Here is a 24,964-nt window from a genome sequence, read left to right as displayed (position 1 = left end):
ACAAATTATTGATGAAAAAAAACTACAAAAATAGTTTTCTTCCCTGAGTAAATGTTGTACATTATCTCTCGTAGGGTACAGAGGTAAGATGTTCTATCTTTCAGACCTTTTGTTTCACGTTATTGGATTAGGCTGATTCAGCCGCCCCAGTCAGTTTTTGACTGGGGCGTTTTTTATTGTAATAAAAACAACATATTATTGTAATGTCGAGCATTCAGTGCTTCTCTTTTCCACACAAACTCATTTCTCCATGAAATGCATTTCAAAACGTATTCGCTAGAATTTTGCAAACTAATCCTCTCATAGCCAAGTTAATAACTTCGATTTCATGTAAATAAATTTATTCGAATTTCTTCACTGAAGAGCTTTTTGTAGTAAAAAACCGCATTATCAACAAGATGTTTTTTGTTGAAAAATAAGCTTGATGTGAAATTTGGTTATGGAAGGCGTGAAACAAGAGGTTTATGCAAATAAGCCCTGATAGTAAAAGGTGTCAAGTGGCAAGTTTTTAAAAAAAAGTAGAGAAAGACCTTGAGTTTTGATGGGAGATCATGAATGCTTTTTACCTATAATAATAATACCTCCTATTTCTCTCCCGTTGCCCCACCAATACAGGTGGGGACTTTTGTCTCTAAGAGAAAAACGGCTTATTCTTCATTTGGTTGCGATGGGATTTCATCTTCTTCGCTCTCTTCTATTAGAGCTGGTGCAAACCATTCGTCCATCTTCGCTCTCAACTGGTCAACACCAATGCCCTTCAAAGAAGAAAACACGTCAACTTTTACTTCACCACCAAACGTCAGTGACGCTTCTCGGATTTTAAGGAGCGTGGCTTTTCTCACCCCGCTTTTCAGTTTGTCTGCTTTTGTCAGCAGCACTTGAACCGGAATACCTGAATCGACAGCCCAGTAAATAAGTTGCTGATCCAAATCTTTCATCGGATGGCGAATGTCCATCAGAACCACTAAGCCTTTAAGCGACTCGCGCTTTTGAAGGTATTCCCCTAACGATTGCTGCCACTTCTTCTTCATTTCTAAAGGAACTTGAGCAAATCCATAGCCAGGAAGATCAACAATGTGGCAGTTGTCGTATACTTTAAATAGGTTAATTAATTGAGTACGACCTGGAGTTTTACTGGTTTTTGCTAAACTTCTTTGGTTAGTTAGTCGATTTAGTGCACTGGACTTACCGGCGTTAGAGCGACCAGCAAACGCAACTTCTATTCCCTTGTCCTCTGGCAGGTGACGTATGTCAGGGGCGCTGGTAATAAAATGTGTGTTCTGGTAATGAATTTTTGCGCTCACTGTTAACTCCATCTCGTCTTTGTGTAGTCGATTGATTACTTTTTTGTGAATTTGTGTAAAATATCCCTGCTCGGCATAAGGTCGTTTTATTGTACCAATAGCCAACCACATCATGTGGTACTGGAAGCTTGATAATTATAATGGAATGTCATGAAAAAATTAGTGCTAATCTTGAGTTTATTAGCCAGCTGCTCTGTATGGGCCCAAGGTAGTATTGAAGCTGGTAAAGCAAAATCTCTTACATGTGCAGCCTGCCACGGTGCAGACGGTAACAGTTTGATTCCAATTAATCCAAAACTGGCTGGTCAGCATGCCAAATATCTTGAGAAGCAGTTACAAGATCTCAAGCTAGGCGGGCAGACAGGCGGAAAGCAAGGTCGATATGATCCTGCTATGAGCGCCATGGCCGTTCCACTGTCAGACGAAGACATCGCAGATCTTTCTGCTTATTATTCGTCACTGACAACCGCAGAAAGTACGACTCCTGATGAAGTAGTCGATCGCGGTAAAGTGCTGTACGCCGCTGGTGATATGCAACGTGGCGTTACAGCTTGTATTGCTTGTCATGGCCCTCGTGGTAACGGTACCGAGCTTTCAGGATTCCCTAAAGTGTCGGGTCAACATCCTGATTACATCAAAGCTCAATTGGTTAAATTCCGTTCTGGAGATCGCAACAACGATATGAACGCTATGATGCGTGATATCGCGAAAAAACTGACAGACGAAGACATTGACATATTGTCCAAATACATGGGCGGTTTGCACTAAACCTTCTAGAAGATAACCTCATATCGTCTTCATTGAGACTTAAAAGCGGCGATTTTATTGCCGCTTTTTACGTTTCAATCCCATCAACGGCTCTTTTTACCACGATTAAGCAGAAAGTGCTCAATAAAACTCCACTCTAACCTCACTTTCTGGTATGTTTCGCATCCCTAACTGAGGATGCCTACATGCATGTATGTCCGCTCTGCGACTCATCGCAGACTTCAGACTACTTTGAAGACCGTCGTCGACGTTATCATCAATGCCAGCAATGCGAATTGGTGTTTGTTGATCCAACTCAGCGCTTGACGGCTGAAGAAGAAAAGACCATGTATGATTGGCACGAAAATGACCCTTCTGATGAAGGATACCGTCGTTTTTTGAGCCGAATGTCCACACCTATAGTTGAGCGAGTCAAACCCCATTCACATGGGCTGGATTTTGGTTGTGGGCCCGGGCCAGCACTGTCTCTCATGTTAGAAGAGAGCGGGCATACCGTCTCTCTTTACGATCTCTACTATTATCCTGATAAGAGGGTACTTGAAAGAGCGTATGATTTTGTAACTGCCACCGAGGTAATAGAGCACCTCTATCAACCCGATGAAGTGTGGCAGCAATGGTTGAGTTTAGTCAAACCAGGCGGATGGCTAGGGATAATGACCAAAATGGTGATTAGTCTTGAAGCTTTTGCTGGATGGCATTATAAAAATGATCTTACACATGTGATCTTTTTTAGTCGTGCAACGTTTCAATACTTAGCACGACGGGACGGACTCCAACTCGAGTTTATTGGCAATGATGTAATTTTACTGAGGAAACCCAGTAATGAGTCGAAGTAAAAAATCTAGAAAACCAGGTGCCGTAATCGGCGAACCTGAAGTAATTGTAACGCGTAATCGCAGCGAATCTGACGTTGAAGGTCGTTTGCGTAAAAAGCTGAAAAAACGTAAAGGTTTGAAGTCGGGTAGCCGTCATTCTGAAGCCTCTGAATCGAAGCACTCTGGCAACGGTCAAAAACGTGACCCTCGCTTGGGCAGCAAGAAAAAGATTCCGTTGATTATTGAACCAACGAAAAAGCCAACGAAGCAAGAGCGCCGCCTTTCTGCTGAGCAAGAGCTTGAAATGTTGGAAAATGATGCACAGCTGGCTGTATTACTAGATCGAATCGACGCAGGTGAAAGCTTGGGTAAAGGTCTACAACAGTTCGTGGATGAAAAACTGGATCGTATCGAAGTTCTGATGAATCAACTTGGGTTGATGGAACCAGAAGTAGAAGAAGTTGAAGAAGCGTTTCAAGCACCCGCTAAAGCGAAATCTGACGATGATTTACTCTCTCAGTTCGAAGATCTAGATATAGATAACTTGAAAGAATAGGCGAGAAAGTAATGTCAGTAACCGTATTAGCTGTGATAGGTGGGCTCATCATTTTGGGGCTGGCCTCGTACGCAGGTTATCTTTTACTGCAACTGAAAAAGCAGAAGGAACTGCAAGCGAAACATAAAGCGCTGGCGATTGATAAGCGTAATGCCAACATTTTTGAAAACGTAGATACTCTGTGTGCGGCTGGTATTCAGGGGCAATGTGATTTGTCTGAAATCAGCATTCGTGTGTATTGCATCCTAGATTACGTGCAGGGTGAAGATCGAATTGACTTCGATAAAGAATACCCTGCAATTGCCGAGTTGTATCATGTTGTTAAGGATATGGCTCGCGGAGAAGATAGGCAAACACTGGCGAAGAAAGAACGCATGCAGCAGACTCTAGCTCGCCAGAAAGCAGAAGTCCGTTTAAATGATGCCATTGTCGAAGAGCTTAAAATACTCAAAGACAAAATCAAACCGCTGAACAACCAGATCAATATCAATGTGATCGCTTCCTGATTTACTTATCATTATGTGGATCGACCCAGATCGTGTTCTGGGATCGACCTCAGAGTGCGAGTGATCTCACTAGCACTTCTGAACATTTCTATTATTAAATCCGACAGCGTATACCGTCACTATCATTGTGATATGGCAAAATACGCCCCTAAGCACTAAACCGGAAGCACAAAGCGATGTCGAGTCACAAAACAATGTCGAGTGAGCAAATTGTTTGGGATCAAACTGTATTAGATAAATACAATTACTCAGGGCCGAGATACACCTCTTATCCAACTGCGTTGGAATTTCATGAAGCCTATACCATTGCTGAATTCGATATGGCCTGCGCGCAATACCCAGAGCGCCCATTGTCACTGTACGTGCATATTCCGTTTTGCCACAAGCTTTGCTATTACTGTGGCTGTAATAAAGTGATCACACGTCATCAGCACAAAGCGGATGAATACTTAGATGTACTAGAGCATGAAATTCGACAACGTGCTTCTTTGCTGCACCATCGTCATGTGACGCAATTGCATTTTGGAGGGGGAACACCAACCTTCCTTGATAAGGCTCAAATATCACGCTTGATGTCTCTACTTCGGGAAGAGTTTCAATTTGACGCAAGTGCTGAAATTAGTATCGAAGTTGACCCAAGAGAAATTGAGCTAAATATGCTTGATCATCTGCGTGCTGAAGGGTTTAACCGTTTAAGTATTGGTGTTCAAGATTTTGATAAAGAAGTACAAAAACTGGTTAACCGTGAGCAAGATGAGCAATTTATCATCGACATGGTTGAAAAAGCCAAACAGATCGGTTTTCGCTCTACCAATCTGGATTTGATTTACGGTTTACCCAAGCAAACCCAAGCTTCTTTTGCGAAAACGTTAGAGCAAGTGCTGAAAATGCAACCGGGTCGTTTATCGGTGTTTAACTATGCCCACATGCCTCAGTTATTCGCCGCACAGCGTAAAATCAAAGATGCTGATTTACCTGCGCCAAGTGAGAAGATGGCGATTCTTCAAGATACCATAGGCACGTTGACGGGCGTAGGTTACCAATTCATTGGAATGGATCACTTTGCACAACCTGACGACGAGCTTGCAGTCGCACAGCGCGAAGGCATTCTGCACCGTAATTTCCAAGGCTATACCACGCAAGGCGATTGCGATTTAGTGGGATTTGGAGTGTCTGCGATTTCTATGATTGGAGACAGCTACGCTCAGAATCAAAAAGAGCTGAAGAAATACTACGCCCAAGTTAATGAACTGCGTCATGCGCTTTGGAAGGGCGTATCGTTGGATTCCGATGACCTGCTGAGACGTGAAGTCATAAAACAGCTAATCTGCAACTTTAAGCTGGATAAAACGTTCATTGAAAATGAATTTGATGTTGAGTTTAACCGCTACTTCAAAGAAGACTTAGAACTGTTGCAAACTTTTGTGGATGACAGGTTGGTCGAAGTGGATGGCAGCGAAATTCGCGTCACGTTGCGCGGTCGCCTGTTGATTCGAAACATCTGTATGTGCTTCGATAAGTATCTGAGAGATAAAGCGCGACAACAGCAATTCTCGCGAGTGATCTAGATAAACTCAAATGCGTGAATAAACAAAAGGGGCTAGATACCCCTTTTTGGTGTTTTGAGTATATATGGCTTTTGCCTATATCGAACGAAGGCGATTTAAAACGAAAGCTGTTTGAAGTTCGGCTTATTTAAGCTTTGCCAAAAACTTATCCGATTCTGCTATGGCGGATTTCATCTCTTTGATCGCCGTTTCAATGTCTTTCTCTAAACTCATAAACTCGCCTTGCAGTGACCCAATGGCACTCGCATTTAAGTTATGCTTTAAATAGAGTGTGTTGTCTTGCAAGGTGTTGAGCACAGGCGTCATTTTTTTCTCCGCCCGTTTCATGGCACGTAGCATGGTATTGTATGACGCCTTGGTTTGCTTGAGTTTGGACTCACTATCGCGGCGAAGTTTACTGCTAGTGTATAGGGTGAGTTCTTCTTCCCATTCTTCAAAAAGGGCATCCGACACATCTTCAATGGAACTGATTCGGCTAGAAACCGTTTCAGCTGCATCTACGCTGTCTTCATACTTGGCGTTGATTTTCTTGTACATCGATTCCAAATCACCGCCATCAAATTGCGTTAGCGCAGACAGTGCTTCAAGTGCACTCGAAAATTCTTCTTGGGCTTCTTGTTGTGCGGTTCTGGCATCTTCAACCCTATCGACCATGATGTCGCGTTTGTGAACGCCCACTTTCTCCATCGCTGAATAATACGTTGATTGGCATCCAGTAATAAAAAATAAAGACATTGCCATAGCAAAAACAAAACGCATTTGGATTTCCTTTTCGTATAGAATTGAAAGAACTATGGACGACTTAACAAGGAGATACAAGTTGAAGTTCGAAGAGATCGCCGTACATTCTCAACAATTTTTCCGTTATCTACTTGGGCGCATGGGACATGACCGTTTAACCGTGAGTGCAGGGTACATGGCGTATATCACGCTATTGTCGCTTGTCCCTATGTTGACCGTATTGCTTTCGGTGCTTTCTAAATTTCCGGTGTTTGCCAATGCAGGGGACGTTCTTCAGGAGTTTGTGATTACTAACTTCGTGCCAGCAGCCGGAGCAGCAGTGAAGTCAGCACTGAATGACTTTGTTGCTAATACTGGAAAAATGACCGCGGTTGGTGGTGGTTTTCTGTTTGTGGCTGCCTTGATGCTGATTTCCAACATCGATAAAAACTTAAATTATATTTGGCGTGTAGAAAAAAAGCGTCGCCGTGTGTATTCGTTTTCAATGTACTGGATGGTGTTAACGCTAGGACCGATTCTTGTTGGGACTTCTATTGCCGCCACGTCTTATGTCATGTCTCTCAATTTAATTGAAAGTAAGACCATATCGACGGTGTACTCCGAATTATTGAGTGGGTTGCCTTTTATTTTATCTTTTTGTGCATTTATGGGGCTATACATGTTAGTGCCAAACAAAAAGGTAATGTTGAAAGACGCGGCGCTAGGCGCTCTCGTGGCTGCCATACTGTTTGAACTGAGTAAAAAGGGCTTTGCTATGTATATTACTCAGTTCCCGTCTTACCAGCTTATTTACGGTGCATTAGCAGCTATACCGATTCTTTTTGTTTGGGTTTACCTGAGTTGGCTGATTGTTCTGGTAGGAGCAGAAGTGACAGCAAGCCTTGGAGAGCGAGAAATGTGGTACAGTACCGAGCTCGAAAATAAAGAAGAACAACAAGGAAGCGACGGATGATCGCCTTAATTCAAAGAGTCAGTGAGGCTGCAGTCCATGTTGATGGCAATGCAGTTGGCGAGATCAATAAAGGGGTTCTTATCCTGCTTGGTGTTGAAAGAGAAGACGACGAAGCCAAGGCGAAACGCCTGATGGAACGTGTTCTGACCTACCGAATTTTTGAAGATGATCAGGGAAAAATGAATCTGAATGTCCAAGAAGTGAACGGAAGTGTTTTAGTCGTGTCTCAATTTACATTACCGGCGGACACGAAAAAGGGGACACGCCCGGGCTTCTCTAAAGGTGCTCATCCCGTCGAAGCGGAGCGTTTGTACGATTATTTCTCTGATCGATGCGCCGAAAAAATCAGTACAGAGAGAGGACGATTTGGTGCTGATATGAAAGTGTCCTTGGTCAATGATGGACCAGTGACTTTCTGGCTACAGGTTTAGTCAGAAAGACCAAGCTTCAAATCTCCGTATAAGCTTTCAATTTGCATGTAAGCTTTCAATCTGTATACAAGCTTTCGATCTCAGTAAAGAGTGCTAACGAGCAAAGGAATCTCATGTTTAAACTAGTCACCCCAAAAACAGCGAACCAGCTGAATAAGTACTACCACTTTCGCTGGCAAATGCTGCGCGAACCTTGGCGCTTGCCTGTCGGTTCGGAAAGGGATGAATACGATGAACTTAGCCACCACAGAATGATCGTGGACGGTAAAGGTCGTCCGATGGCTATTGGGCGTTTATATATCACACCTGATAACGAAGGTCAGATCCGCTACATGGCGGTGAAACCGAATCGTCGAAGTAAAGGCATTGGATCGTTAGTCTTGGTGGCGCTGGAGTCGTTTGCTCGCCAAGAAGGGGTTAAACGCTTGGTGTGTAATGCACGTGAAGACGCGATTGCCTTTTACGAGAAAAATGGTTTTGAAAGCCAAGGTGAACTCAATGACGAACGTGGTCCTATGCGTCACCAGCAAATGGTTAAATCGCTGGATCCATTGGCGAATGTATTACGACGCCCAGATTGGTGTGGAGAATTGCAAGATCGTTGGGAAAGCCAAATTCCTATTAGTGACAAGATGGGAATTAAAATCAATCAATATACGGGTTACCGTTTCGAGTGCAGTGCTCAGTTAAACCCTAATTTAAACCCTCACAATACCTTGTTTGCCGGTTCAGCGTTTACTTTAGCCACGTTAACGGGTTGGGGGATGACTTGGCTTTTGATGAAAGAGCGTGAGTTGGAAGCTGACATTGTGCTGGTGGATAGTCGCATACGTTACTGCCATGCGGTTGAGCAGAGCCCAATTGCGGCAACGTCGCTCGATGGGATCAGTGGTGACTTAGATAGGTTAGCTAACGGACGTAAAGCACGCGTGGTCATTAATGTGACCATTTACAGTGGTGAGTATGCTGCTGTGGAGTTCACCGGCACTTACATGCTTCTGCCTAATTATCAGGGAATGCTGGGGCGCTAGGAGTGCTAAGGTACAAGCTTTTCTAGTGTTTGGCAGTCTTCTCGTGTAATCGGAGCACTAGAGAGTGGCTGATACCTCCACTCTCCACATTCCCCTTTTAACATGAGCGTAATGCTCCCCTTTTCCGCATTCACCAAATCAACATTTCCATGTATCGATCCGGTAAAGTCACCTCCTCGAATGCGCGACTCTTGCATTGTGATTCTTCCTCGATCGACATCAATTATAAAGTCAGATACAGAGACGGGCTCAGACTCTTTCTTTGATAGCTCAAGAGGGATGCTGGGATCCATCAGTGCAGCAAAGTGAGAAGCGGTCGTTAGGTCACGAAATTGGGTTGAAATGAAGCCTGAAACGCTGTGATTGAACGAGGCCGCATCACCAGACAACCCCGAGAGCTCAAATTGGGTGTCAGTCAGACCCGACAAGTCGAGAGGTAGCGGGTGAACGTGCTGAAGTGTCTCAATCGGAATACCATCACCTTGGAATTTGAGCGCCCATGGGCGGCTGTGCTGACGATAATCCCACTGCCCTTGCGCGCGAATCAGTCCATCATTAACTGGGATGATGACTTTATCCAAATAACTGATTCCAGCATTGGCATGAGCTTCCACAAGTAATTGAGAGCCAATCAATTTTCCAAAGTTGGCACTGTTTGCCGTTAATGCTAGTCGCCCTTGCCATAAGCCGACTTGACCATTTCTAAGTACATCTAATTGATTGCCCTGAATATTTAAGCCGGAGATCTGGCGTTTTGGCTCTGACTCTAGGTCAATATACTGTGCACGTTTTACGGAAAGTTGGTCAATAGTTAGATTGGCGAGACGGTCGACTTGTTCTTTAAAAGGCGTCAGTGACAGCTCGCTGTCGGAATGCCATTCGATACCCGTTAAGTTAAGTTGCGCTAAATGCCAAGTATCTGGTGTAAACTCACCATTGACTTGGATATAGCCTTGATCCATTCCAAGATTGGCACTGTGCACGGTAATAAGCTCAGGTGAAAAACTGGCTTCAAGAGCGGGTTCTAGCCAAAGTTGATCGGCATAATCAATGCTTTCAGCATTGAGTGAAATCGAGCCAGAGGGCTGTTTCCATAATTCGAAAGGAAAGCGAATGTCTTCCAGTGTCATATCTGCCTGAACCATCGCGAAAGAAGGGAATTCAAGATCGCTACGCAGTACATCTAAGCGGTTTATGGCAATCTCTGAGCTGTCGGTACTTGCCCATTTGAATTTTTTGAGGGTTTTCCAATCGTTTTTCGTTACCGTCAGCTCATTCAGCGCAGCGTTAACGACGTTCCAGTGCCCATCTTTCCACTCAGCTTGTCCAGATAGCGTTCCTCCACGCCAGCTAAAGGAGAGCCCGTATATCTTCTTGCTGTCCGCAAAAATATCGGCGTCTAACAATGCATGATTGAAAGCTTCATTTTGCCAATAGATTTGATCGGCGCTCAATTGAATTTCGCCATACCAACGCCATACAGGATGATCGCTAACAACGGGCTGTTTTATCTGGAATTTAAGCCCTCTTACGATCCATTCTTGATTGGAGAAATCGAGGTTGTCCACGGCGATCTGGTGCACTTTAATGAAAGAGAGTGGGCTAATGTTGGGTACACCCTTTTGTAGTTGCAGCCCACTGAGCTGCAAACTCGCAATACTGATTTTTGTACCATCAAAGATTTCAGGGTCGAGCCAGATATTTGCCGTTTCGATGAACATGGGTTCAGGCTGCGTTGAAAGCTCAACACCATGAAGTGTTAATTGATATGGGGATTGATACTCCACGTTTTCTATTTGGATCGTGAGGTTACTCACTTGATTGGCAATGAAATTCACCACCGACGTAGCATAGCGGGTATGCAGGCTGCCAAATAATGCCAGCACTGAAACAACGATCAGCAGTAAGAATAAAACCACAACCGTGGAGGCTTTTCTCATCTTCCTTGTTCCATATTCCTCAATCCAGCTTTCAGATTGGCTCAATTATCGATTGGATTCAATAAAAAGCCCCTCGAAAGAGGGGCTTGGTAATGGATTTGCTACTTTAATCCACTTTCGTAAGCATTAACCGAGTTGAGGACCCGCCGCAACTAATGACTTACCTTCATCATTGTCTGTGTATTGGGCAAAGTTATTGATAAAGCGATTGGCTAAATCTTCGGCTTTGCTATCCCACTGAAGCGGATCGGTGTATGTGTCACGAGGATCAAGAATGCCTGTATCAACACCATGTAAAGCGGTTGGCACTTCAAGGTTGAAGACTGGAATGACTTTCGTATCTGCGTGGTCAATCGAGCCATCTAGAATCGCATCGATGATTCCGCGAGTGTCTTGAATCGAAATTCGTTCGCCTGTTCCATTCCAACCAGTGTTGACGAGATAAGCTTCCGCACCAGCGGCTTCCATACGTTTCACCAGCACTTCAGCGTACTGAGTTGGGTGCAATGTTAAGAATGCAGCGCCAAATGCAGCAGAGAATGTTGGCGTAGGTTCGGTGATACCGCGCTCTGTACCTGCCAGTTTTGCTGTGAATCCAGACAAGAAGTGGTACTTCGTTTGCTCTGGTGTCAGCTTCGATACTGGAGGAAGAACACCAAAAGCATCAGCAGTAAGGAAAATAACTTTCTGCGCGTGACCTGCTTTCGATACTGGTTTAACAATATTATCGATGTGGTGAATTGGGTAAGAAACTCGTGTGTTTTCAGTCTTGGAGCCATCATCAAAGTCGATAGATCCATCAGCGCGAACGGTCACGTTTTCCAACAAAGCATCACGGCGAATAGCATTGAAAATATCGGGCTCCGCTTCTTTGGATAGACGAATCGTTTTGGCGTAACAGCCTCCTTCGAAATTGAAGATACCGTCATCGTCCCAGCCGTGCTCATCGTCCCCAATAAGTTCGCGTTTAGGATCGGTTGATAAGGTCGTTTTACCCGTACCTGATAAACCGAAGAACACGGCGACATCTCCTTCTTTGCCAACGTTAGCACTGCAGTGCATAGACGCTATACCTTGCAAAGGAAGAAGGTAGTTCATTACGGCAAACATTCCTTTCTTCATTTCGCCGCCGTACCATGTGCCTCCGATGATTTGCACACGCTCTGTAAGGTTGAAAGCGACGAAGTTCTCGGAGTTCAGACCTTGGGCTTCCCAATTAGGATTGGTTGTCTTCGCTCCATTCATAACAACAAAATCTGGCTCGAACGAGGCAAGTTCTTCATCGGTAGGACGAATGAACATGTTTTTTACGAAGTGGGCCTGCCATGCAACTTCTGTAATGATTCGAACACTTAAGCGAGTATCAGGGTTGGCACCGCAAAAACCATCAATAACAAAAAGACGCTTACCTGAAAGCTGGTCTGTCACCAAATCTCTTAGCTCATTCCATGTTTCTTGGGTAATCGGCTTGTTGTCATTTTTCCCTTGATCTGACCACCATAGAGTGTCTTTGGTCGTCTCGTCTTTAACGATGTATTTATCTTTCGGTGAGCGACCAGTAAAAATACCAGTGTCGACAGCAACGGCACCAAGTTCTGTAACTGTACCTTTTTCGTAGCCTTCAAGCTCTGGGCGTGTTTCTTCTTCAAACAACTGCTCATAACTTGGGTTACGCAAAACCTCAGTCACGCCAGTGATTCCGTGTCGGGTAAGATCGATGTGTGCAGCCTTTGTATGTTCCATAACGGTCATAGGTGCTCCTTGTAGGGTATAAATTGTAGGGGTTTTGTAATTATTTATAGTTTTCTGCTCACCACTTTGGCAACTTTGAGCAACTCTCATCTCAGGTCTTGTTGAATATTTTATCCCTGAGGTGAGTGGGGTTTTTACACTCTTGTCACAGTTTGGCTTGCTCATTTTATCGCTCGCGCAATCCTTTGCGCTAGATCAAAAGTATTAATACTTTGACAAAAATAAGTATAGCGTACGGTGATATAAATGCGTGTTTTAGTAGCGAAAAGGCATTAAAAAAGCCAGCATTGAGCTGGCTTTTAGAAAGTATTCTAAGTGCTTATTAAAGCGTGAAAAATAATGGATTAATGAAGGGTATCGTTGCTGTCAGTGGCTTGCTCATAAAGCTCAGATACGTCATCTTCGTTAAACGAGTAATCCGTGCCGCAGTAATCACAATGTAAAGAAACGGATCCTTCAGTCGCTAAAATGTCATTAATTTCATCTCGTGAAACTGTGATAATGGCAGCGCCACTTCTTTCACGCGAACAACCACAGAAAAACTCGACTGGCTGCGCCTTGAATAGTTGTACCTTCTCTTGGTTATAAAGACGATAAAGTACATCGTTAGCTGGCAATCCAAACAACTCTTCATTTTTCACCGTGTCGGTGAGTTGCTCTAGGTGCTCAAAATCATTCGCCGAACCAGTGCCATCTGGTATGGTTTGCAACAACATACCTGCTGCATGTGCTTTACCTTCATGCTCACCAAGGCGGAACCATAGACGAGTTTGAAGCTGTTCAGAGCGTTGAAAATACACTTCAAGAACTTCCGACAACGTTTCCCCTTCTAGACCGACCACACCTTGGTAACGCTCGCCTTGCTTAGGAGCAATGGTGATCACGAGGTGACCTTTGCCTATCAATTGATGCAGCGTTGCGTCATCGGCGAGGTCGCCTTCCCAGCGAGCCACTCCACGAACTTTCTGGTCATGATCGCCATTGATCACGACTAACGGAACAGGACCATCACCCTGCAATTGAAGTGTGATAGACCCTTCGAATTTTAGAGTGGCAGTCAGTAGCGTTGTGGCAACGAGAAGCTCACCCAACAGGTTTTTAACCGGTACTGGGTATTCCTTGCTTGAAATGATTTCTTGGTACGTACTATCCAGTTGTACCAATTCGCCACGAACGGATAAATTTTCAAATAAGTAGCGATGCAATTGGTTGTTTGCCATGCGAGGAGCTCCAGCATTTATTGATTCTTGAACTTAATGATGTCTCGACGCTGTTTTTTATCCGGGCGTCTTTCCGGGCTTGGGCTGTACAGGGTATTCAGCTTTCTTTTTTGTGCATTGTCTTCACGTTTAAGAAGGCTGTCTTCGGTTTCTCGGTAAAGCAGTTGAGCTTCTGGAGCGCCGCGACGTTGATCGGATATCTTTTCAATGATCACCGTTTTTTCTTCATGCCCCTGTCTCAGCACTATAGTTGCACCAAGTTCGACAATTTTGCTCGGCTTGGAACGTTGACCATTATAATGGACTTTTCCTCCATCAACCATATTCCGTGCGATAGATCGCGTTTTGTAGAAACGAGCGGCCCAAAGCCATTTGTCGAGCCTAACCGTGGCAGTATTTGAACTCATAGTAAATTCGTGCCTCTAATGATTGACTTGCCTCATTATTTACACAATGGTGACGAGTATGGGGGTTTTCAACCTAAAATGGGATGAAACGTAATCAGTCTAAAGTCTGTTAATGTGAATTGTTGCTAATCTTTATAAGAACGATATTTGGTATCCATCAATTTATATGACAATGCGCAAGCCTTTGTGTAGGCTTTGACTTTTATTTATCAGACTGCCTTAACATATCTGAAGTTTTAATACAGGGAGCGCATGATACATGTCATCTTCGGTGGTGCAAAAATATCAATTAGATCAGAAGTTCACCGCTTTTCTGGCGTTCATCGTCAAACAACAAGGAAAGCTGAGTGCCTGGTTGACATTATTGCTGATTGCCATCTCTGCTTGGATTGTCGGGCAGCTTAGTTGGCAGTTAATCCCTCAAGACAGTGGTGTCACCCGCTGGTCACCAACAACCGTGGCTACACAGGCTGGTCCGGGCTCTAACGAAGCGGCGTCGGGTGATGCCATCGCTTCTTTGCTCGATGCTCATCTATTCGGTCGTTACTCTGATAAACCAGTGGCAAAACCTAAGCCAAAGCCTGTCGTGAAAGACGCACCCAAAACTCGTTTAAGTTTGGTTTTGGTTGGAGTGGTTGCAAGCTCCTCAATAGACAGCAGTTTGGCTGTCATCGCTAACCGAGGCCAGCAACAAACGTATGGTATTGGTGAGCAGATCGAAGGCACACGCGCTTCATTGAAAGGGGTATTGGTTGATCGTGTCATTATCGATAATCAGGGGCAGGATGAAACTTTGATGCTAGAAGGTGTCGAATACAGCAAACTGGCACAACAAAATGCATCAGAACCACCGCCACCATCCGATTCAGATGTCGGAAGCTTTCCAGGTGTTAACGAAATTGAGCAGATCAGACGCGAAATTTCTCAAAACCCTCAACAAATAATGCAATACATTCGTCTTTCTCAGGTCAGAAGAGAAGGCGATATTGTTGGGTATAGAGTGGGGCCTGGTAGCCAAAGAGATTTGTTTGATGCGGTAGGATTAAAAGAAGGCGATATAGCGACGCAACTTAATGGAGCGGATCTGAGTGACCCTTCTGCCATGGGAAAAGTATGGCAAAGTATATCTGATATGACGGAATTGAACCTGACAGTCGAGCGCGACGGTCAAAGGCACGAAATCTTTATTGAGTTTTAAAACCGACGCAGAACTGCGTTGGGGTATGAGTGGGAGTATCACGTGAAACAGTGGTTAAACAAAGGAACCTGGTTGCTTGCTGGTAGCCTTGCATGGTCACCAGTGTTGGTGGCAAGTGAGTTTAGTGCCAGTTTCAAGGGAACCGATATTAAAGAGTTCATCAATATTGTTGGACGTAACCTCGAAAAAACCATCATTGTCGATCCGGCAATTCGAGGAAAAATCGATGTTCGAAGTTATGACGTGTTGAATGAAGAGCAGTACTACCACTTTTTCCTAAATGTTTTGGAAGTATACGGCTTTGCAGCGGTTGAAATGGAAAATGGCGTACTCAAGATCGTACGTGATAAAGATGCCAAGACGGCTGCTATTCCCGTTGTTGGGGACGAGACTCGTGTACAAGGCGATGCCGTTATCACGCGAGTTGTGGCAGTGCGAAATGTATCCGTAAGAGAACTTTCTCCATTATTACGTCAGCTAAATGACAATGCAGGTGCGGGTAACGTCGTGCACTATGACCCTGCGAATATCATTTTGATCACAGGTCGTGCGGCTGTTGTTAACCGCCTTGCTGAAATTATCGAACGTGTTGACCGAGCCGGTGACAAAGAAATTGAAGTTGTAGAGCTTAGAAATGCATCTGCGGCTGAAATGGTTCGTATTGTTGAGGCATTGAACAAATCAACGGCTCAGAAAAATACCCCCGCTTTCCTAGAACCTAAACTAGTGGCGGATGAGCGCACTAACTCGATTCTTATATCGGGTGATCCGCAGGTTCGTAAACGCCTACGCAAGCTTATCATGCAGCTGGATGTTGAAATGGCAACCAAAGGCAATAACCGAGTTGTCTACCTTAAGTACGCCAAAGCGGAAGACCTCGTTGATGTACTTAAAGGTGTTTCCGACAATCTGCAAGCTGAAAAGCAAGGCGGAGCTCAAGGTGGCGGTGGCGCAAAAGCGCGTAACGAAGTCATGATCTCTGCTCACGTTGGTACCAATGCACTGGTCGTAACGGCTCCGCCAGATATTATGCGTGCCATCGAAGATGTGATTTCCCAATTGGACATTCGTCGTGCCCAAGTTCTTATCGAAGCCATGATCGTGGAGTTAGATGAAGGCGATGGCGCTAACCTTGGTGTTCAGTGGGGTAACTTAACTACTGGTGCTGCTGTACAGTTTGCGAATTCCGGAGCGTCTATTGGCAGTGTTATGGTTGGCTTAGAAGAAGCCAAAGATACTACTGAGACAAAAGCGGTGTATAACTCCGATGGGGAGTTTTTGCGAAATGAAACCACCACCACTAAAGGTAGCTACGATACCCTTGCTAAAGCGCTTGGTGGTGTGAATGGTGCCGCGCTTAGTTTTATCGCTGGTGATTGGACTGCGCTAGTGAGTGCTGTTTCAAGTGATTCCAATTCGAACATTCTTTCTTCCCCAAGCATTACAGTAATGGATAACGGTGAAGCGTCATTCGTTGTTGGTGAAGAAGTGCCTGTTTTGACTGGTTCTGCTACTGGATCTAACAATGACAACCCATTCAGTACGGTTGAACGAAAAGAAGTCGGTATCAAACTGAAAGTGGTTCCGCAAATCAACGAAGGCGATTCAGTTCAATTAACCATTGAACAAGAAGTGTCGAATGTATTGGGTGCAGATGGAGCGGTCGATGTACGATTCGCTAAGCGTCAACTTAACACGTCGGTAATGATTCAAGATGGTCAAATGTTGGTACTTGGTGGTTTGATCGACGAACGCGCTTTGGAGAGTGAAGCGAAAGTGCCATTACTTGGTGACATTCCGATACTTGGGCATTTGTTCAAATCAACCAGCACAAAAGTATCCAAGAAAAACCTGATGGTCTTTATCAAGCCAACCATTATTCGAGATGGCGTAACTGCCGATGGCATTAGCCAGCGCAAATACAACTACATTCGTGCCGAGCAACTTCTTAAAGCAGAAGAAGGTCTGAAATTACTGAGTGATGAATTTGTTCCTGTCCTTCCTAAGTATGGTGAAGATATTCGCCACCCTGAAGAATTGCGAGCATTCATTGAGCAGCTGGAGGCGAAATAATGGCGGATACGCTGGTCGTTTCTGAAGGCTTTGTTCGCTTACCTTTTGCTTTTGCTAACCGACATAAAGTGGCGATGGAAGTCGCCACTCAGCCGGGTGCTTTACCTAGCCTTTATTATGTAGAACCCTTAGCACTTGACGTACTCACTGAAGTACGTCGAGTGGTTAGAAAATCATTCATTCCTGTTGCTCTTGCCGCTCAAGATTTTGAAAGCAAATTGACCGAGTTGTATCAACGAGATTCTTCCGAAGCGCGTCAATTAATGGAAGATATTGGTGCCGACAACGACGATTTCTTCTCGTTGGCTGAAGAGCTGCCACAAAATGAAGACTTGTTGGAATCAGAAGATGATGCGCCAATCATCAAATTGATTAACGCCATGCTAGGCGAAGCGATCAAAGAAGGCGCGTCGGATATTCACATCGAAACCTTCGAAAAATCTCTTTCCATTCGCTTCCGTGTAGATGGTGTTTTGCGTGAAGTTCTTGCGCCAAGCCGAAAGCTAGCACCACTGCTGGTTTCTCGCGTTAAGGTTATGGCGAAATTGGATATTGCGGAGAAGCGGGTTCCTCAAGATGGTCGAATTTCACTGCGAATAGGTGGACGAGCTGTCGATGTTCGTGTGTCGACTATGCCATCATCACACGGTGAGCGAGTAGTTATGCGTCTTCTTGATAAAAACGCGACTCGCCTTGATTTACATAGCCTTGGCATGACGCCTCGCAACCATGATGGCTTCCAAACTCTGATCAAACGTCCTCACGGTATCATTTTGGTCACCGGTCCTACGGGTTCAGGTAAATCCACCACCTTGTATGCAGGTCTTCAAGAGCTGAACAGCACTGAGAGCAATATCTTGACGGTGGAAGATCCGATTGAATTTGACATCGACGGTATCGGTCAGACTCAGGTGAACCCGAAAGTAGACATGACGTTTGCCCGTGGCTTACGTGCAATTCTTCGTCAGGATCCCGATGTTGTGATGGTCGGGGAAATACGTGACTTAGAGACTGCCCAAATTGGTGTTCAAGCATCATTAACGGGTCACTTAGTGATGTCGACTTTACACACCAATACTGCTGTAGGTGCGATTACGCGATTGCGTGATATGGGCATCGAACCGTTCTTGATTTCGTCTTCTCTACTGGGTGTTCTAGCACAGAGACTGGTTCGTACACTTTGCCCTGATTGTAAGCAGCCATATGAAGCGGATAAAGAGCAGAAAAAGCTGTTTAGCCTGACCGAATCTGAGCCCCTCACGTTGTACAAAGCGTGCGGTTGTGAATCGTGTAACTTTAAAGGTTATCGTGGGCGTACTGGTATCCATGAATTATTGGTTATCGATGATGACGTTCAAGAGTTGATCCACAGTGAAGCCGGAGAACAAGCCATTGAGAAACATGTACGTGGTGCCACACCAAGTATTCGTGATGATGGTTTGAGTAAGGTCCGCCAAGGGAAAACGACCCTTGAAGAAGTCATGCGAGTGACCAAGGAAGTATAATGGCGGCATTTGAATACAAAGCTCTGGATGCTAAGGGAAAACAGAAAAAAGGTGTTATCGAAGGGGATAACGCACGCCAAGTTCGTCAAAAGTTAAAAGAACAAGGCTTGATTCCTGTTGAAGTTATTGAAACAAAAGCAAAAGAAGCGAAAGCCTCTTCGTCTGGTTTCTCTTTCAAGCGTGGGATCAGCACCAACGACTTAGCATTACTGACTCGTCAACTATCAACACTCGTTCAGGCAGGAATGCCTCTAGAAGAGTGTTTGAAAGCCGTCGCGGAACAAACCGAAAAAGCGCATATTCGCTCCATGATGGTGGCAGTTCGTTCTCGAGTTGTTGAAGGGTATACGCTTTCAGACAGTTTAGGTGATTACCCACATGTGTTTGATGACCTTTTCCGAGCGATGGTAGCTGCGGGTGAGAAATCAGGGCATTTAGATACGGTGTTAGACCGCCTTGCCGACTACGCAGAAAACCGTCAGAAGATGCGCTCTAAGCTTCAACAAGCCATGATTTACCCTGTCATGCTGACGTTGATCGCGGTGTCTGTTATCGCTTTTCTTCTCGCGACCGTGGTTCCTAAAATTGTCGACCAATTTGTCCAAATGGGACAAAAGCTGCCTGCATCCACTGAATTTCTATTACTGGCAAGTAACTTTGTTCTGAACTGGGGCGTGGTTTTGGTTGTGGTGACCCTGGTCAGCATTGTGTTGTTTCAAGCTGCACTGCGAAAACCGTCTATTCGCTTAAAGTGGGATCGTTGGATCCTCGGATTACCTGTTATTGGCAAAGTAGCACGTAGTCTTAATACCTCTCGTTTTGCACGCACACTGTCGATTTGTACTTCCAGCGCCATTCCTTTGTTGGATGGTATGAAAGTCGCAGTAGACGTAATGAGTAACCAGTTTGTAAAAGAACAAGTCTTGTTGGCTGCGGATAAAGTCCGTGAAGGGGCCAGTTTGAGAAAATCCTTGGAACAAACTCGTCTTTTTCCACCCATGATGTTGCATATGATCGCCAGTGGAGAGCAAAGTGGTGAGCTTGAGCAAATGTTGACACGTGCTGCGGACAATCAAGACCGAGATTTTGAATCTCAGGTCAACATGGCTTTAGGGGTATTTGAACCACTATTGATTGTTTGCATGGCCGGCATTGTTTTGTTCATTGTGGTGGCGACACTTATGCCACTGTTAGAGCTCAACAATTTGGTGTCAGGTAAATAAGAATCGAGTTAACGAAGACGTTTGTCTTAATTTATTTTATTTGTGCTTAAAGCGGCTCAATGAATTGAAATCGGCTTTAAGCAAATTGAATGTCGGAATGTAACGTGCGCGTAGAATGATTACAGCGCGCATTTTGGAGGAAACATGCATAACAGAAGTAATAAAAAGCAGTCTGGCTTTACGCTATTAGAAGTCATGGTTGTGGTTGTAATTTTGGGTATTCTGGCGAGTTTCGTTGTACCTAACCTATTAGGTAACAAAGAAACAGCAGACCAACAGAAAGCCATTACTGACATTGTCGCTCTAGAAAATGCTTTAGATATGTACAAGTTGGATAACAGTGTGTACCCATCAACGGATCAGGGATTGGAAGCGTTGGTTTCTAAACCATCGGCTTCGCCAGAGCCGCGTAACTACCGCGATGGCGGGTACATCCGACGCCTACCTAACGATCCTTGGGGTAATGAATATCAGTATTTGAGCCCAGGTGATAACGGCACAATCGACGTCTTTACGTTAGGTGCTGATGGTCAAGAGGGTGGTGAAGGTGTTCAAGCCGACATTGGTAACTGGAACATGCAGGACTACCAGTAATTTTACTGGCTTCCCATTTTTCATTTGGTAGTAAGCGAATACGCATGAATAAACAACGTGGCTTTACATTAATAGAAATCATGTTGGTTTTGGTGCTCTTGTCACTCAGTGCGGTAGCGGTTATTACGACGCTGCCGTCTTCAAGTGATGATCGGCTTGAGGAACATGCTCAGCGATTTTCTCAGCGCTTACAGCTTCTTAATGAAGATGCCATGTTGAATGGAAAGGATTTTGGTGTTTGGTTTGATGAAGACAAAGGGCAGTATCGATTTGTAACGCTCACCAATGAAGGTTGGGAAAAAATGGCGGAAAATCGGTACTACTCAGAGTCGGATTTAGAAGCTGAATTTGCGATATCTTTGCAATTGGGCAGTGATGAATGGGGCGACGATGATCGCTTGTTTGAGCCAGGAAGCCTGTTTGATGAGGAGATGTTCGCAGATGAAGAAAAGAAAAAACAATCACCTCCGCCTCAAGTAATGGTTCTTTCAAGTGGTGAGATAACCCCTTTTCAAGTTGCATTTTATCCCAACGTTGGGGATGAATTTCAAGATGGATGGCGTATTAAAGCCGCCGATAATGGGTTTATAAGTATATTCAGACCAGGAGAACGCGATGAAGATGAATAGGCCAAGCGCCCATCGCACTCGTGGTATGACCTTGATAGAAGTGCTGGTAGCACTCGCAATTTTTGCAACGGCTGCCATCAGTGTGGTGAGGGCGGTCACTCAGCATATCAATACGCTCGGCTATCTAGAGGAAAAAATGTTTGCTGCCATGGTAGCGGACAACCAAATGGCGAAAGTCCTGCTTGGTAAAGCGCCAAAAAAAGAAAACAAAGGCAAAGAAGAATTGGCAGGACAAACATGGTATTGGTTGGTTAAACCTGTACCAACGGATAATGGTGTAATCAGTGCTTTCGATGTGTCTGTTTCTAAAGAAGCAGATGGCAAAAGCGCCATAGTGACGGTGAGAAGTTATGCGTCACTATAAAGCATCAGGATTTACTCTCATTGAAGTGCTGGTGGCCATTGCAGTGTTTGCCAGCCTTAGCATGGCGGCGTATCAAGTTGTTAATCAGGTACAGCTGAGCAACGCGCAGTCGATTGAAAAAACAGAGCGTCTGCAAACTATGCAGAGAGCGCTTATCTGGATGGATAACGATTTCAGACAGATGGCGTTACGCCAAATGAGAACCAACGGAGAATCGCCGTCTGAAACCTTGTTAAGTTACGGAGACTACGTCTTAGAATCTGATGATAAAGGCATTATTTTTAACCGGTTAGGTTGGCAAAACCCGCAAAGTGTTTTCCCACGAGGGGAAGTCACCAAAGTAGGTTATCGGATTCGTGAAGAAAAGCTTGAAAGGGTATGGTGGCGATACTCAGACACCCCAGCAGGTCAATTACCGTTGTCTCGTCCAATTTTGGAAGATGTTGAAGCCTTTTCCGTAACGTTTTACGAAAATGGTGAATGGAAAGAGGAATGGACTAAGCCTAGAGCACTACCTGCTGCGATTGCGATAACACTAACATTGAAAGATTACGGCGAAATAGAGCGAGTGTATCTGACGCCTGGCGGTGAACTTTCTATTGTTACTCCCAAGCAGCAACAAGGGTCTGAGGGAGAAAATTCTAGCGGAGGAAATAATGGTTAAGCGTTCCTCCCAATCTGGCGTGGCTTTAATCGTAGTTTTGCTCTTGCTGGCTGTCATGACGGCAATAGCGGCATCGATGTCTGAGCGCCTGTTCATCAATTTTCATCGAGCGGGTAATCAGGTCAATCATCAGCAAGCGTATTGGTATAGCCTTGGTGTTGAAGCGTTAGCTAAAGTCGGTATAGAACAAAGTTACAAAGATAATGAAACAATCAACCTCAGCCAGCCGTGGGCGTTAAAAGAACAGACATACCCACTGGACTATGGCACTGCCAAGGGTAAGTTAGTTGATATGCAGGCGTGCTTTAACATCAACGTATTGACCAGTGTTAAAGCTCGGGTAGAAACTGCCCAGAAGCCGTTTCTTGTTAAGGTGTGGCAAAACATTATCGAGCAACAAGACGTTGAACCCTATACCGCAGAAGTGATCGCGGATTCCAGTTGGGATTTTGTCGATAATGACGCCAATGTGCTTACAAGTTATGGCGCAGAAGACAGTACTTATGAGGGGTTCCAGCCTCCTTATTTGACTGCGAATGGATTTTTGGCAGATCGCTCAGAGTTAAGGGCGATCCAGCAGGTAAGTGCGCCTATTATGGATAAATTGTCCCCTTTAGTATGCGCATTACCAACCAACGAGTGGAAACTCAACGTAAATACAATTTCCGAAGATCAGGCAGACATTTTGGCAGCCTTATTTCAGCCGCACTTAAGCAGCAGCAACGCCAAAGAGCTTATCGCCAATCGAAAGTTTGATGGGTGGGACAGCATAGACAGTTTTATGTCAGAGCCAGTCATTAACGGAATTGAAGAAAAAGTGCGTAAGGAAGCACAGGCGCATATTGCAGTAGACAGCCGATACTTTGAGCTGGATGCTCAAGTGATGGTCGATGAATCAAGGGTCAGGATACGTAGCCTGCTCTACAGTAAGGATAGAAAACAAGCGACGGTCGTCCGTCGTAGTTTTGGAGGAATCAGTGAGCGAGTTTCTGACCGTAAGAGTAAGTAGTCAGGTAGACGCCCCAATACAGTGGCTGGTTTGGTCTCCGAGTCAGCAAGAGGTGATCGCAAGTGGTGACCTGAGTCATCGCGATCAACTGGGTGACATAGCGAGTTATGCCACCCAACGCCCGACCATTGTGTTGTTGTCTAGTAGTGATGTATTGCTTAAAGAAGTAGATATACCTGCAGGTGGAGCGCGACAGCTAAACACCATGTTACCGTTTTTGGTCGAAGATGATGTTGCACAAGATGTTGATGAGTTGCACTTTTCTGTACTGGCTAAACGAGGTGCAAAAGCCGATGTTGCTGCTGTAGATCGTCAATTTTTAGATAACCTATTAAGTGATCTACGCGAGCACCATATTAACGTTAGGCAAATTATGCCTGACTGTCTTGCACTGCCTAGGCAAGACAGCGAGATAAGTGCACTCCAAATTAACAATGAGTGGCTATTCCGTAGCGGAGCTCATTCTGGGTTTACTCTTCAAAATGAGTGGCTTTCATTGCTGCCGCCGGAACCATTTAGTTTGGTTTCAAATCAAGATGACGATCCAGAAGAGCCGTCAGACGAAGAGACGCTTCAAGAAAAAGTTGTATCCAGTTATAGCCCCTTACCTGAAGGTCACGAACAACTTCCAGGTCACTGGAAAGCTGAAGACGCTGAACTAGCAATGTCGCTGCTGACGCAAGGCGCACTGGCATCGAAAGTAAACCTTCTTACAGGTAGCTTTAAGCCATCATCTTCTCTGACTAAACACTGGAAAGTGTGGCAGAAAGCCGCCATTGCAGCGGTGCTTTTATTAGGTGTACTGACCACACAAAATGTACTTCAAGTGAATGCATTTGAAGCACAAGCAGCAGAGTATCGAACGGAAAGCGAGCGAATTTTTCGTCAGGTATTTCCTAATAAGCGGAAAATTCCGACCGTCAGCTACCTAAAAAGACAAATGCGTGATGAGGAGTCTCGTTTGTCCGGTGGCGGAGGTGATGAATCCATGTTGGTATGGTTAGCTCAGCTACCACAAGCCTTGAAAAAAAATGGTGCTATTGACGTCTTAAGTGTGAAATACGACGGGGCTAGAAACGAAATTCGTATTCAAGCGAAAAGCAAAGACTTTCAAACCTTCGAAACAGCACGAGCGGATCTCGCACAGCAATTTGAGGTTGAGCAAGGTCAGTTGAATAGAAGTGGCAGTGAAGTGTTTGGCAGTTACGTGATTAGGAGAAAACCATGAATAAAGTCAATGCATGGTGGCAATCCATATCGCAAAGAGAGCAGCGTCTAATGGCTGGTTGCAGCTTTTTGGTGCTGGCATTTGCTATATATTGGGGCGGTATTGCGCCGCTAAATGAAAGAGCGGATGCAGCACAGACTAAAATCGCAAGTGAAAAGCAGCTTTTAGATTGGGTAACAAAAAGTGCGAACTCCATTACGACGCTCAGAGCAGCATCGGGTGGGAGCGTGAATGTATCTGGGCAGCCACTTAACCAAGTTGTTTCTTCGACCACGCGACGATATCAAATTGAACTTATCCGAATGCAGCCACGTAGCGAAAGCTTGCAAGTATGGATTCAACCAGTGCCATTTAATCAGTTAGTCTCTTGGCTTGCGGATTTACGTGAGCAACATGGTATCGAAGTGGAATTTCTTGATATCACTCGTACAGAAACCACTGGTCAAGTTGAAGTAAACCGATTACAGCTAAAAAGAGGCAGTTAAC

General features: G+C 44.8%; 26 protein-coding genes. 20 read left to right on the top strand and 6 right to left on the bottom strand.

The genetic code is table 11. The features are described 5' to 3' along the window. The first annotated feature begins 88 nt into the window (after positions 1 to 88). Positions 89 to 136: a hypothetical protein gene (locus Q8W40_RS28170; protein ID WP_438356636.1), complete on the top strand. Its 48-nt coding sequence runs from the start codon at positions 89 to 91 to the stop codon at positions 134 to 136. 511 nt (positions 137 to 647) lie between these two features. On the opposite strand, the gene yihA is transcribed toward Q8W40_RS28170, so the two are convergent. Next, entirely contained in the window at positions 648 to 1,304 is a 657-nt protein-coding gene (gene yihA / locus Q8W40_RS22025) for a ribosome biogenesis GTP-binding protein YihA/YsxC (RefSeq protein WP_305400275.1), read from the bottom strand. 150 nt (positions 1,305 to 1,454) lie between these two features. Between yihA and Q8W40_RS22020 the strand changes: the two genes are divergently transcribed. From Q8W40_RS22020 to hemN, 5 genes are all read left to right on the top strand, one after another. Beyond that, on the top strand, positions 1,455 to 2,072 hold the full coding sequence (locus Q8W40_RS22020; protein ID WP_305400274.1) for a c-type cytochrome: 618 nt from the start codon (positions 1,455 to 1,457) through the stop codon (positions 2,070 to 2,072). 185 nt (positions 2,073 to 2,257) lie between these two features. Next, complete coding sequence (locus Q8W40_RS22015; protein WP_305400273.1) at positions 2,258 to 2,908, top strand: class I SAM-dependent methyltransferase; 651 nt, start codon at positions 2,258 to 2,260, stop codon at positions 2,906 to 2,908. Continuing rightward, a complete protein-coding gene (yihI, locus tag Q8W40_RS22010) occupies positions 2,895 to 3,443 on the top strand; it encodes a Der GTPase-activating protein YihI (protein WP_305400272.1) in 549 nt (182 codons plus the stop codon). Before Q8W40_RS22015 ends, yihI begins: the two co-directional genes overlap by 14 nt. An 11-nt stretch (positions 3,444 to 3,454) precedes the next feature. Beyond that, positions 3,455 to 3,949 carry a DUF2489 domain-containing protein gene (locus Q8W40_RS22005; protein WP_305400271.1) on the top strand — a complete coding sequence of 165 codons (495 nt, stop codon included), beginning with the start codon at positions 3,455 to 3,457 and terminating at the stop codon, positions 3,947 to 3,949. 194 nt (positions 3,950 to 4,143) lie between these two features. Continuing rightward, complete coding sequence (gene hemN / locus Q8W40_RS22000) at positions 4,144 to 5,517, top strand: oxygen-independent coproporphyrinogen III oxidase (RefSeq protein WP_370693422.1); 1,374 nt, start codon at positions 4,144 to 4,146, stop codon at positions 5,515 to 5,517. 123 nt (positions 5,518 to 5,640) lie between these two features. Here hemN and Q8W40_RS21995 read toward each other — a convergent pair whose 3' ends face one another. Further along, positions 5,641 to 6,276: a DUF2959 domain-containing protein gene (locus Q8W40_RS21995; RefSeq protein ID WP_305400269.1), complete on the bottom strand. Its 636-nt coding sequence runs from the start codon at positions 6,274 to 6,276 to the stop codon at positions 5,641 to 5,643. A 34-nt stretch (positions 6,277 to 6,310) separates the two neighbouring features. On the opposite strand from Q8W40_RS21995, the gene Q8W40_RS21990 reads away from it, so the two are divergent. The 3 genes from Q8W40_RS21990 (at position 6,311) to Q8W40_RS21980 (ending at position 8,672) form a co-directional block, all read left to right on the top strand. After that, positions 6,311 to 7,210 carry a virulence factor BrkB family protein gene (locus tag Q8W40_RS21990; protein WP_305400267.1) on the top strand — a complete coding sequence of 300 codons (900 nt, stop codon included), beginning with the start codon at positions 6,311 to 6,313 and terminating at the stop codon, positions 7,208 to 7,210. Then, a complete protein-coding gene (gene dtd / locus Q8W40_RS21985; protein WP_305400265.1) occupies positions 7,207 to 7,641 on the top strand; it encodes a D-aminoacyl-tRNA deacylase in 435 nt (144 codons plus the stop codon). The genes Q8W40_RS21990 and dtd overlap by 4 nt, the downstream gene beginning before the upstream one ends. Positions 7,642 to 7,754: 113 nt before the next feature. Then, positions 7,755 to 8,672 (top strand): bifunctional GNAT family N-acetyltransferase/hotdog fold thioesterase, encoded by a 918-nt coding sequence (locus Q8W40_RS21980; RefSeq protein WP_305400263.1) that lies wholly within the window; start codon positions 7,755 to 7,757, stop codon positions 8,670 to 8,672. 5 nt (positions 8,673 to 8,677) lie between these two features. On the opposite strand, the gene Q8W40_RS21975 is transcribed toward Q8W40_RS21980, so the two are convergent. The 4 genes from Q8W40_RS21975 to hslR all read right to left on the bottom strand — a co-directional run bounded on the left by Q8W40_RS21975 (position 8,678) and on the right by hslR (position 13,991). Continuing rightward, positions 8,678 to 10,612, bottom strand: coding sequence for an AsmA family protein (locus tag Q8W40_RS21975; RefSeq protein WP_305400262.1), 1,935 nt, complete (start codon positions 10,610 to 10,612; stop codon positions 8,678 to 8,680). Between the two features lie 126 nt (positions 10,613 to 10,738). Beyond that, the gene (pckA, locus tag Q8W40_RS21970; protein WP_305400260.1) at positions 10,739 to 12,364 is read right to left on the bottom strand and encodes a phosphoenolpyruvate carboxykinase (ATP); all 1,626 of its coding nucleotides are present in this window, start codon (positions 12,362 to 12,364) and stop codon (positions 10,739 to 10,741) included. A 344-nt stretch (positions 12,365 to 12,708) separates the two neighbouring features. After that, positions 12,709 to 13,584 (bottom strand): Hsp33 family molecular chaperone HslO, encoded by an 876-nt coding sequence (hslO, locus tag Q8W40_RS21965; RefSeq protein WP_305400259.1) that lies wholly within the window; start codon positions 13,582 to 13,584, stop codon positions 12,709 to 12,711. Positions 13,585 to 13,601: 17 nt separating this feature from the next. After that, positions 13,602 to 13,991, bottom strand: coding sequence for a ribosome-associated heat shock protein Hsp15 (gene hslR, locus Q8W40_RS21960; protein ID WP_305400257.1), 390 nt, complete (start codon positions 13,989 to 13,991; stop codon positions 13,602 to 13,604). Between the two features lie 259 nt (positions 13,992 to 14,250). Between hslR and gspC the strand changes: the two genes are divergently transcribed. The 11 genes from gspC to Q8W40_RS21905 all read left to right on the top strand — a co-directional run bounded on the left by gspC (position 14,251) and on the right by Q8W40_RS21905 (position 24,963). Continuing rightward, on the top strand, positions 14,251 to 15,189 hold the full coding sequence (gene gspC, locus Q8W40_RS21955; RefSeq protein WP_305400255.1) for a type II secretion system protein GspC: 939 nt from the start codon (positions 14,251 to 14,253) through the stop codon (positions 15,187 to 15,189). Positions 15,190 to 15,231: 42 nt separating this feature from the next. Continuing rightward, on the top strand, positions 15,232 to 17,262 hold the full coding sequence (gene gspD / locus Q8W40_RS21950; RefSeq protein ID WP_305400253.1) for a type II secretion system secretin GspD: 2,031 nt from the start codon (positions 15,232 to 15,234) through the stop codon (positions 17,260 to 17,262). Continuing rightward, positions 17,262 to 18,767 (top strand): type II secretion system ATPase GspE, encoded by a 1,506-nt coding sequence (gene gspE / locus Q8W40_RS21945; protein ID WP_305400251.1) that lies wholly within the window; start codon positions 17,262 to 17,264, stop codon positions 18,765 to 18,767. Before gspD ends, gspE begins: the two co-directional genes overlap by 1 nt. After that, on the top strand, positions 18,767 to 19,990 hold the full coding sequence (gene gspF / locus Q8W40_RS21940) for a type II secretion system inner membrane protein GspF (protein WP_305400249.1): 1,224 nt from the start codon (positions 18,767 to 18,769) through the stop codon (positions 19,988 to 19,990). Before gspE ends, gspF begins: the two co-directional genes overlap by 1 nt. Before the next feature lie 144 nt (positions 19,991 to 20,134). Next, entirely contained in the window at positions 20,135 to 20,584 is a 450-nt protein-coding gene (gspG, locus tag Q8W40_RS21935; protein WP_126606114.1) for a type II secretion system major pseudopilin GspG, read from the top strand. Between the two features lie 44 nt (positions 20,585 to 20,628). Next, positions 20,629 to 21,213 (top strand): type II secretion system minor pseudopilin GspH, encoded by a 585-nt coding sequence (gene gspH, locus Q8W40_RS21930; protein ID WP_101114531.1) that lies wholly within the window; start codon positions 20,629 to 20,631, stop codon positions 21,211 to 21,213. Beyond that, positions 21,200 to 21,577 carry a type II secretion system minor pseudopilin GspI gene (gene gspI, locus Q8W40_RS21925; RefSeq protein ID WP_305400246.1) on the top strand — a complete coding sequence of 126 codons (378 nt, stop codon included), beginning with the start codon at positions 21,200 to 21,202 and terminating at the stop codon, positions 21,575 to 21,577. Before gspH ends, gspI begins: the two co-directional genes overlap by 14 nt. Continuing rightward, the gene (gene gspJ / locus Q8W40_RS21920) at positions 21,564 to 22,241 is read left to right on the top strand and encodes a type II secretion system minor pseudopilin GspJ (protein WP_305400244.1); all 678 of its coding nucleotides are present in this window, start codon (positions 21,564 to 21,566) and stop codon (positions 22,239 to 22,241) included. The genes gspI and gspJ overlap by 14 nt, the downstream gene beginning before the upstream one ends. Then, positions 22,234 to 23,250, top strand: a complete 1,017-nt coding sequence (gene gspK, locus Q8W40_RS21915) for a type II secretion system minor pseudopilin GspK (protein WP_126606116.1) — start codon at positions 22,234 to 22,236, stop codon at positions 23,248 to 23,250. Before gspJ ends, gspK begins: the two co-directional genes overlap by 8 nt. Next, the gene (gene gspL / locus Q8W40_RS21910; RefSeq protein ID WP_305400243.1) at positions 23,219 to 24,478 is read left to right on the top strand and encodes a type II secretion system protein GspL; all 1,260 of its coding nucleotides are present in this window, start codon (positions 23,219 to 23,221) and stop codon (positions 24,476 to 24,478) included. The genes gspK and gspL overlap by 32 nt, the downstream gene beginning before the upstream one ends. Next, positions 24,475 to 24,963 (top strand): type II secretion system protein M, encoded by a 489-nt coding sequence (locus tag Q8W40_RS21905; protein WP_305400242.1) that lies wholly within the window; start codon positions 24,475 to 24,477, stop codon positions 24,961 to 24,963. Before gspL ends, Q8W40_RS21905 begins: the two co-directional genes overlap by 4 nt. Position 24,964 lies beyond the last annotated feature (1 nt).

The sequence above is a fragment of the Vibrio penaeicida genome, from assembly GCF_030689305.1.
GTDB classification, from domain to species: Bacteria; Pseudomonadota; Gammaproteobacteria; order Enterobacterales; family Vibrionaceae; genus Vibrio; species Vibrio penaeicida_B.
This window is presented reverse-complemented; position numbering and strand designations above follow the sequence as displayed.

Excerpts from the sequence above, each read along its gene's own strand:
- Q8W40_RS22020 (WP_305400274.1), top strand. The coding sequence starts at position 1,455 with ATGAAAAAATTAGTGCTAATCTTGAGTTTATTAGCCAGCTGCTCTGTA.
- Q8W40_RS22015 (WP_305400273.1), top strand. The coding sequence starts at position 2,258 with ATGCATGTATGTCCGCTCTGCGACTCATCGCAGACTTCAGACTACTTT.
- yihI (WP_305400272.1), top strand. The coding sequence starts at position 2,895 with ATGAGTCGAAGTAAAAAATCTAGAAAACCAGGTGCCGTAATCGGCGAA.
- Q8W40_RS22005 (WP_305400271.1), top strand. The coding sequence starts at position 3,455 with ATGTCAGTAACCGTATTAGCTGTGATAGGTGGGCTCATCATTTTGGGG.
- hemN (WP_370693422.1), top strand. The coding sequence starts at position 4,144 with ATGTCGAGTGAGCAAATTGTTTGGGATCAAACTGTATTAGATAAATAC.
- Q8W40_RS21995 (WP_305400269.1), bottom strand. The coding sequence starts at position 6,276 with ATGCGTTTTGTTTTTGCTATGGCAATGTCTTTATTTTTTATTACTGGA.
- Q8W40_RS21990 (WP_305400267.1), top strand. The coding sequence starts at position 6,311 with ATGGACGACTTAACAAGGAGATACAAGTTGAAGTTCGAAGAGATCGCC.
- dtd (WP_305400265.1), top strand. The coding sequence starts at position 7,207 with ATGATCGCCTTAATTCAAAGAGTCAGTGAGGCTGCAGTCCATGTTGAT.
- Q8W40_RS21980 (WP_305400263.1), top strand. The coding sequence starts at position 7,755 with ATGTTTAAACTAGTCACCCCAAAAACAGCGAACCAGCTGAATAAGTAC.
- Q8W40_RS21975 (WP_305400262.1), bottom strand. The coding sequence starts at position 10,612 with ATGAGAAAAGCCTCCACGGTTGTGGTTTTATTCTTACTGCTGATCGTT.
- pckA (WP_305400260.1), bottom strand. The coding sequence starts at position 12,364 with ATGACCGTTATGGAACATACAAAGGCTGCACACATCGATCTTACCCGA.
- hslO (WP_305400259.1), bottom strand. The coding sequence starts at position 13,584 with ATGGCAAACAACCAATTGCATCGCTACTTATTTGAAAATTTATCCGTT.
- hslR (WP_305400257.1), bottom strand. The coding sequence starts at position 13,991 with ATGAGTTCAAATACTGCCACGGTTAGGCTCGACAAATGGCTTTGGGCC.
- gspC (WP_305400255.1), top strand. The coding sequence starts at position 14,251 with ATGTCATCTTCGGTGGTGCAAAAATATCAATTAGATCAGAAGTTCACC.
- gspE (WP_305400251.1), top strand. The coding sequence starts at position 17,262 with ATGGCGGATACGCTGGTCGTTTCTGAAGGCTTTGTTCGCTTACCTTTT.
- gspF (WP_305400249.1), top strand. The coding sequence starts at position 18,767 with ATGGCGGCATTTGAATACAAAGCTCTGGATGCTAAGGGAAAACAGAAA.
- gspG (WP_126606114.1), top strand. The coding sequence starts at position 20,135 with ATGCATAACAGAAGTAATAAAAAGCAGTCTGGCTTTACGCTATTAGAA.
- gspH (WP_101114531.1), top strand. The coding sequence starts at position 20,629 with ATGAATAAACAACGTGGCTTTACATTAATAGAAATCATGTTGGTTTTG.
- gspI (WP_305400246.1), top strand. The coding sequence starts at position 21,200 with ATGAAGATGAATAGGCCAAGCGCCCATCGCACTCGTGGTATGACCTTG.
- gspJ (WP_305400244.1), top strand. The coding sequence starts at position 21,564 with ATGCGTCACTATAAAGCATCAGGATTTACTCTCATTGAAGTGCTGGTG.
- gspK (WP_126606116.1), top strand. The coding sequence starts at position 22,234 with ATGGTTAAGCGTTCCTCCCAATCTGGCGTGGCTTTAATCGTAGTTTTG.
- Q8W40_RS21905 (WP_305400242.1), top strand. The coding sequence starts at position 24,475 with ATGAATAAAGTCAATGCATGGTGGCAATCCATATCGCAAAGAGAGCAG.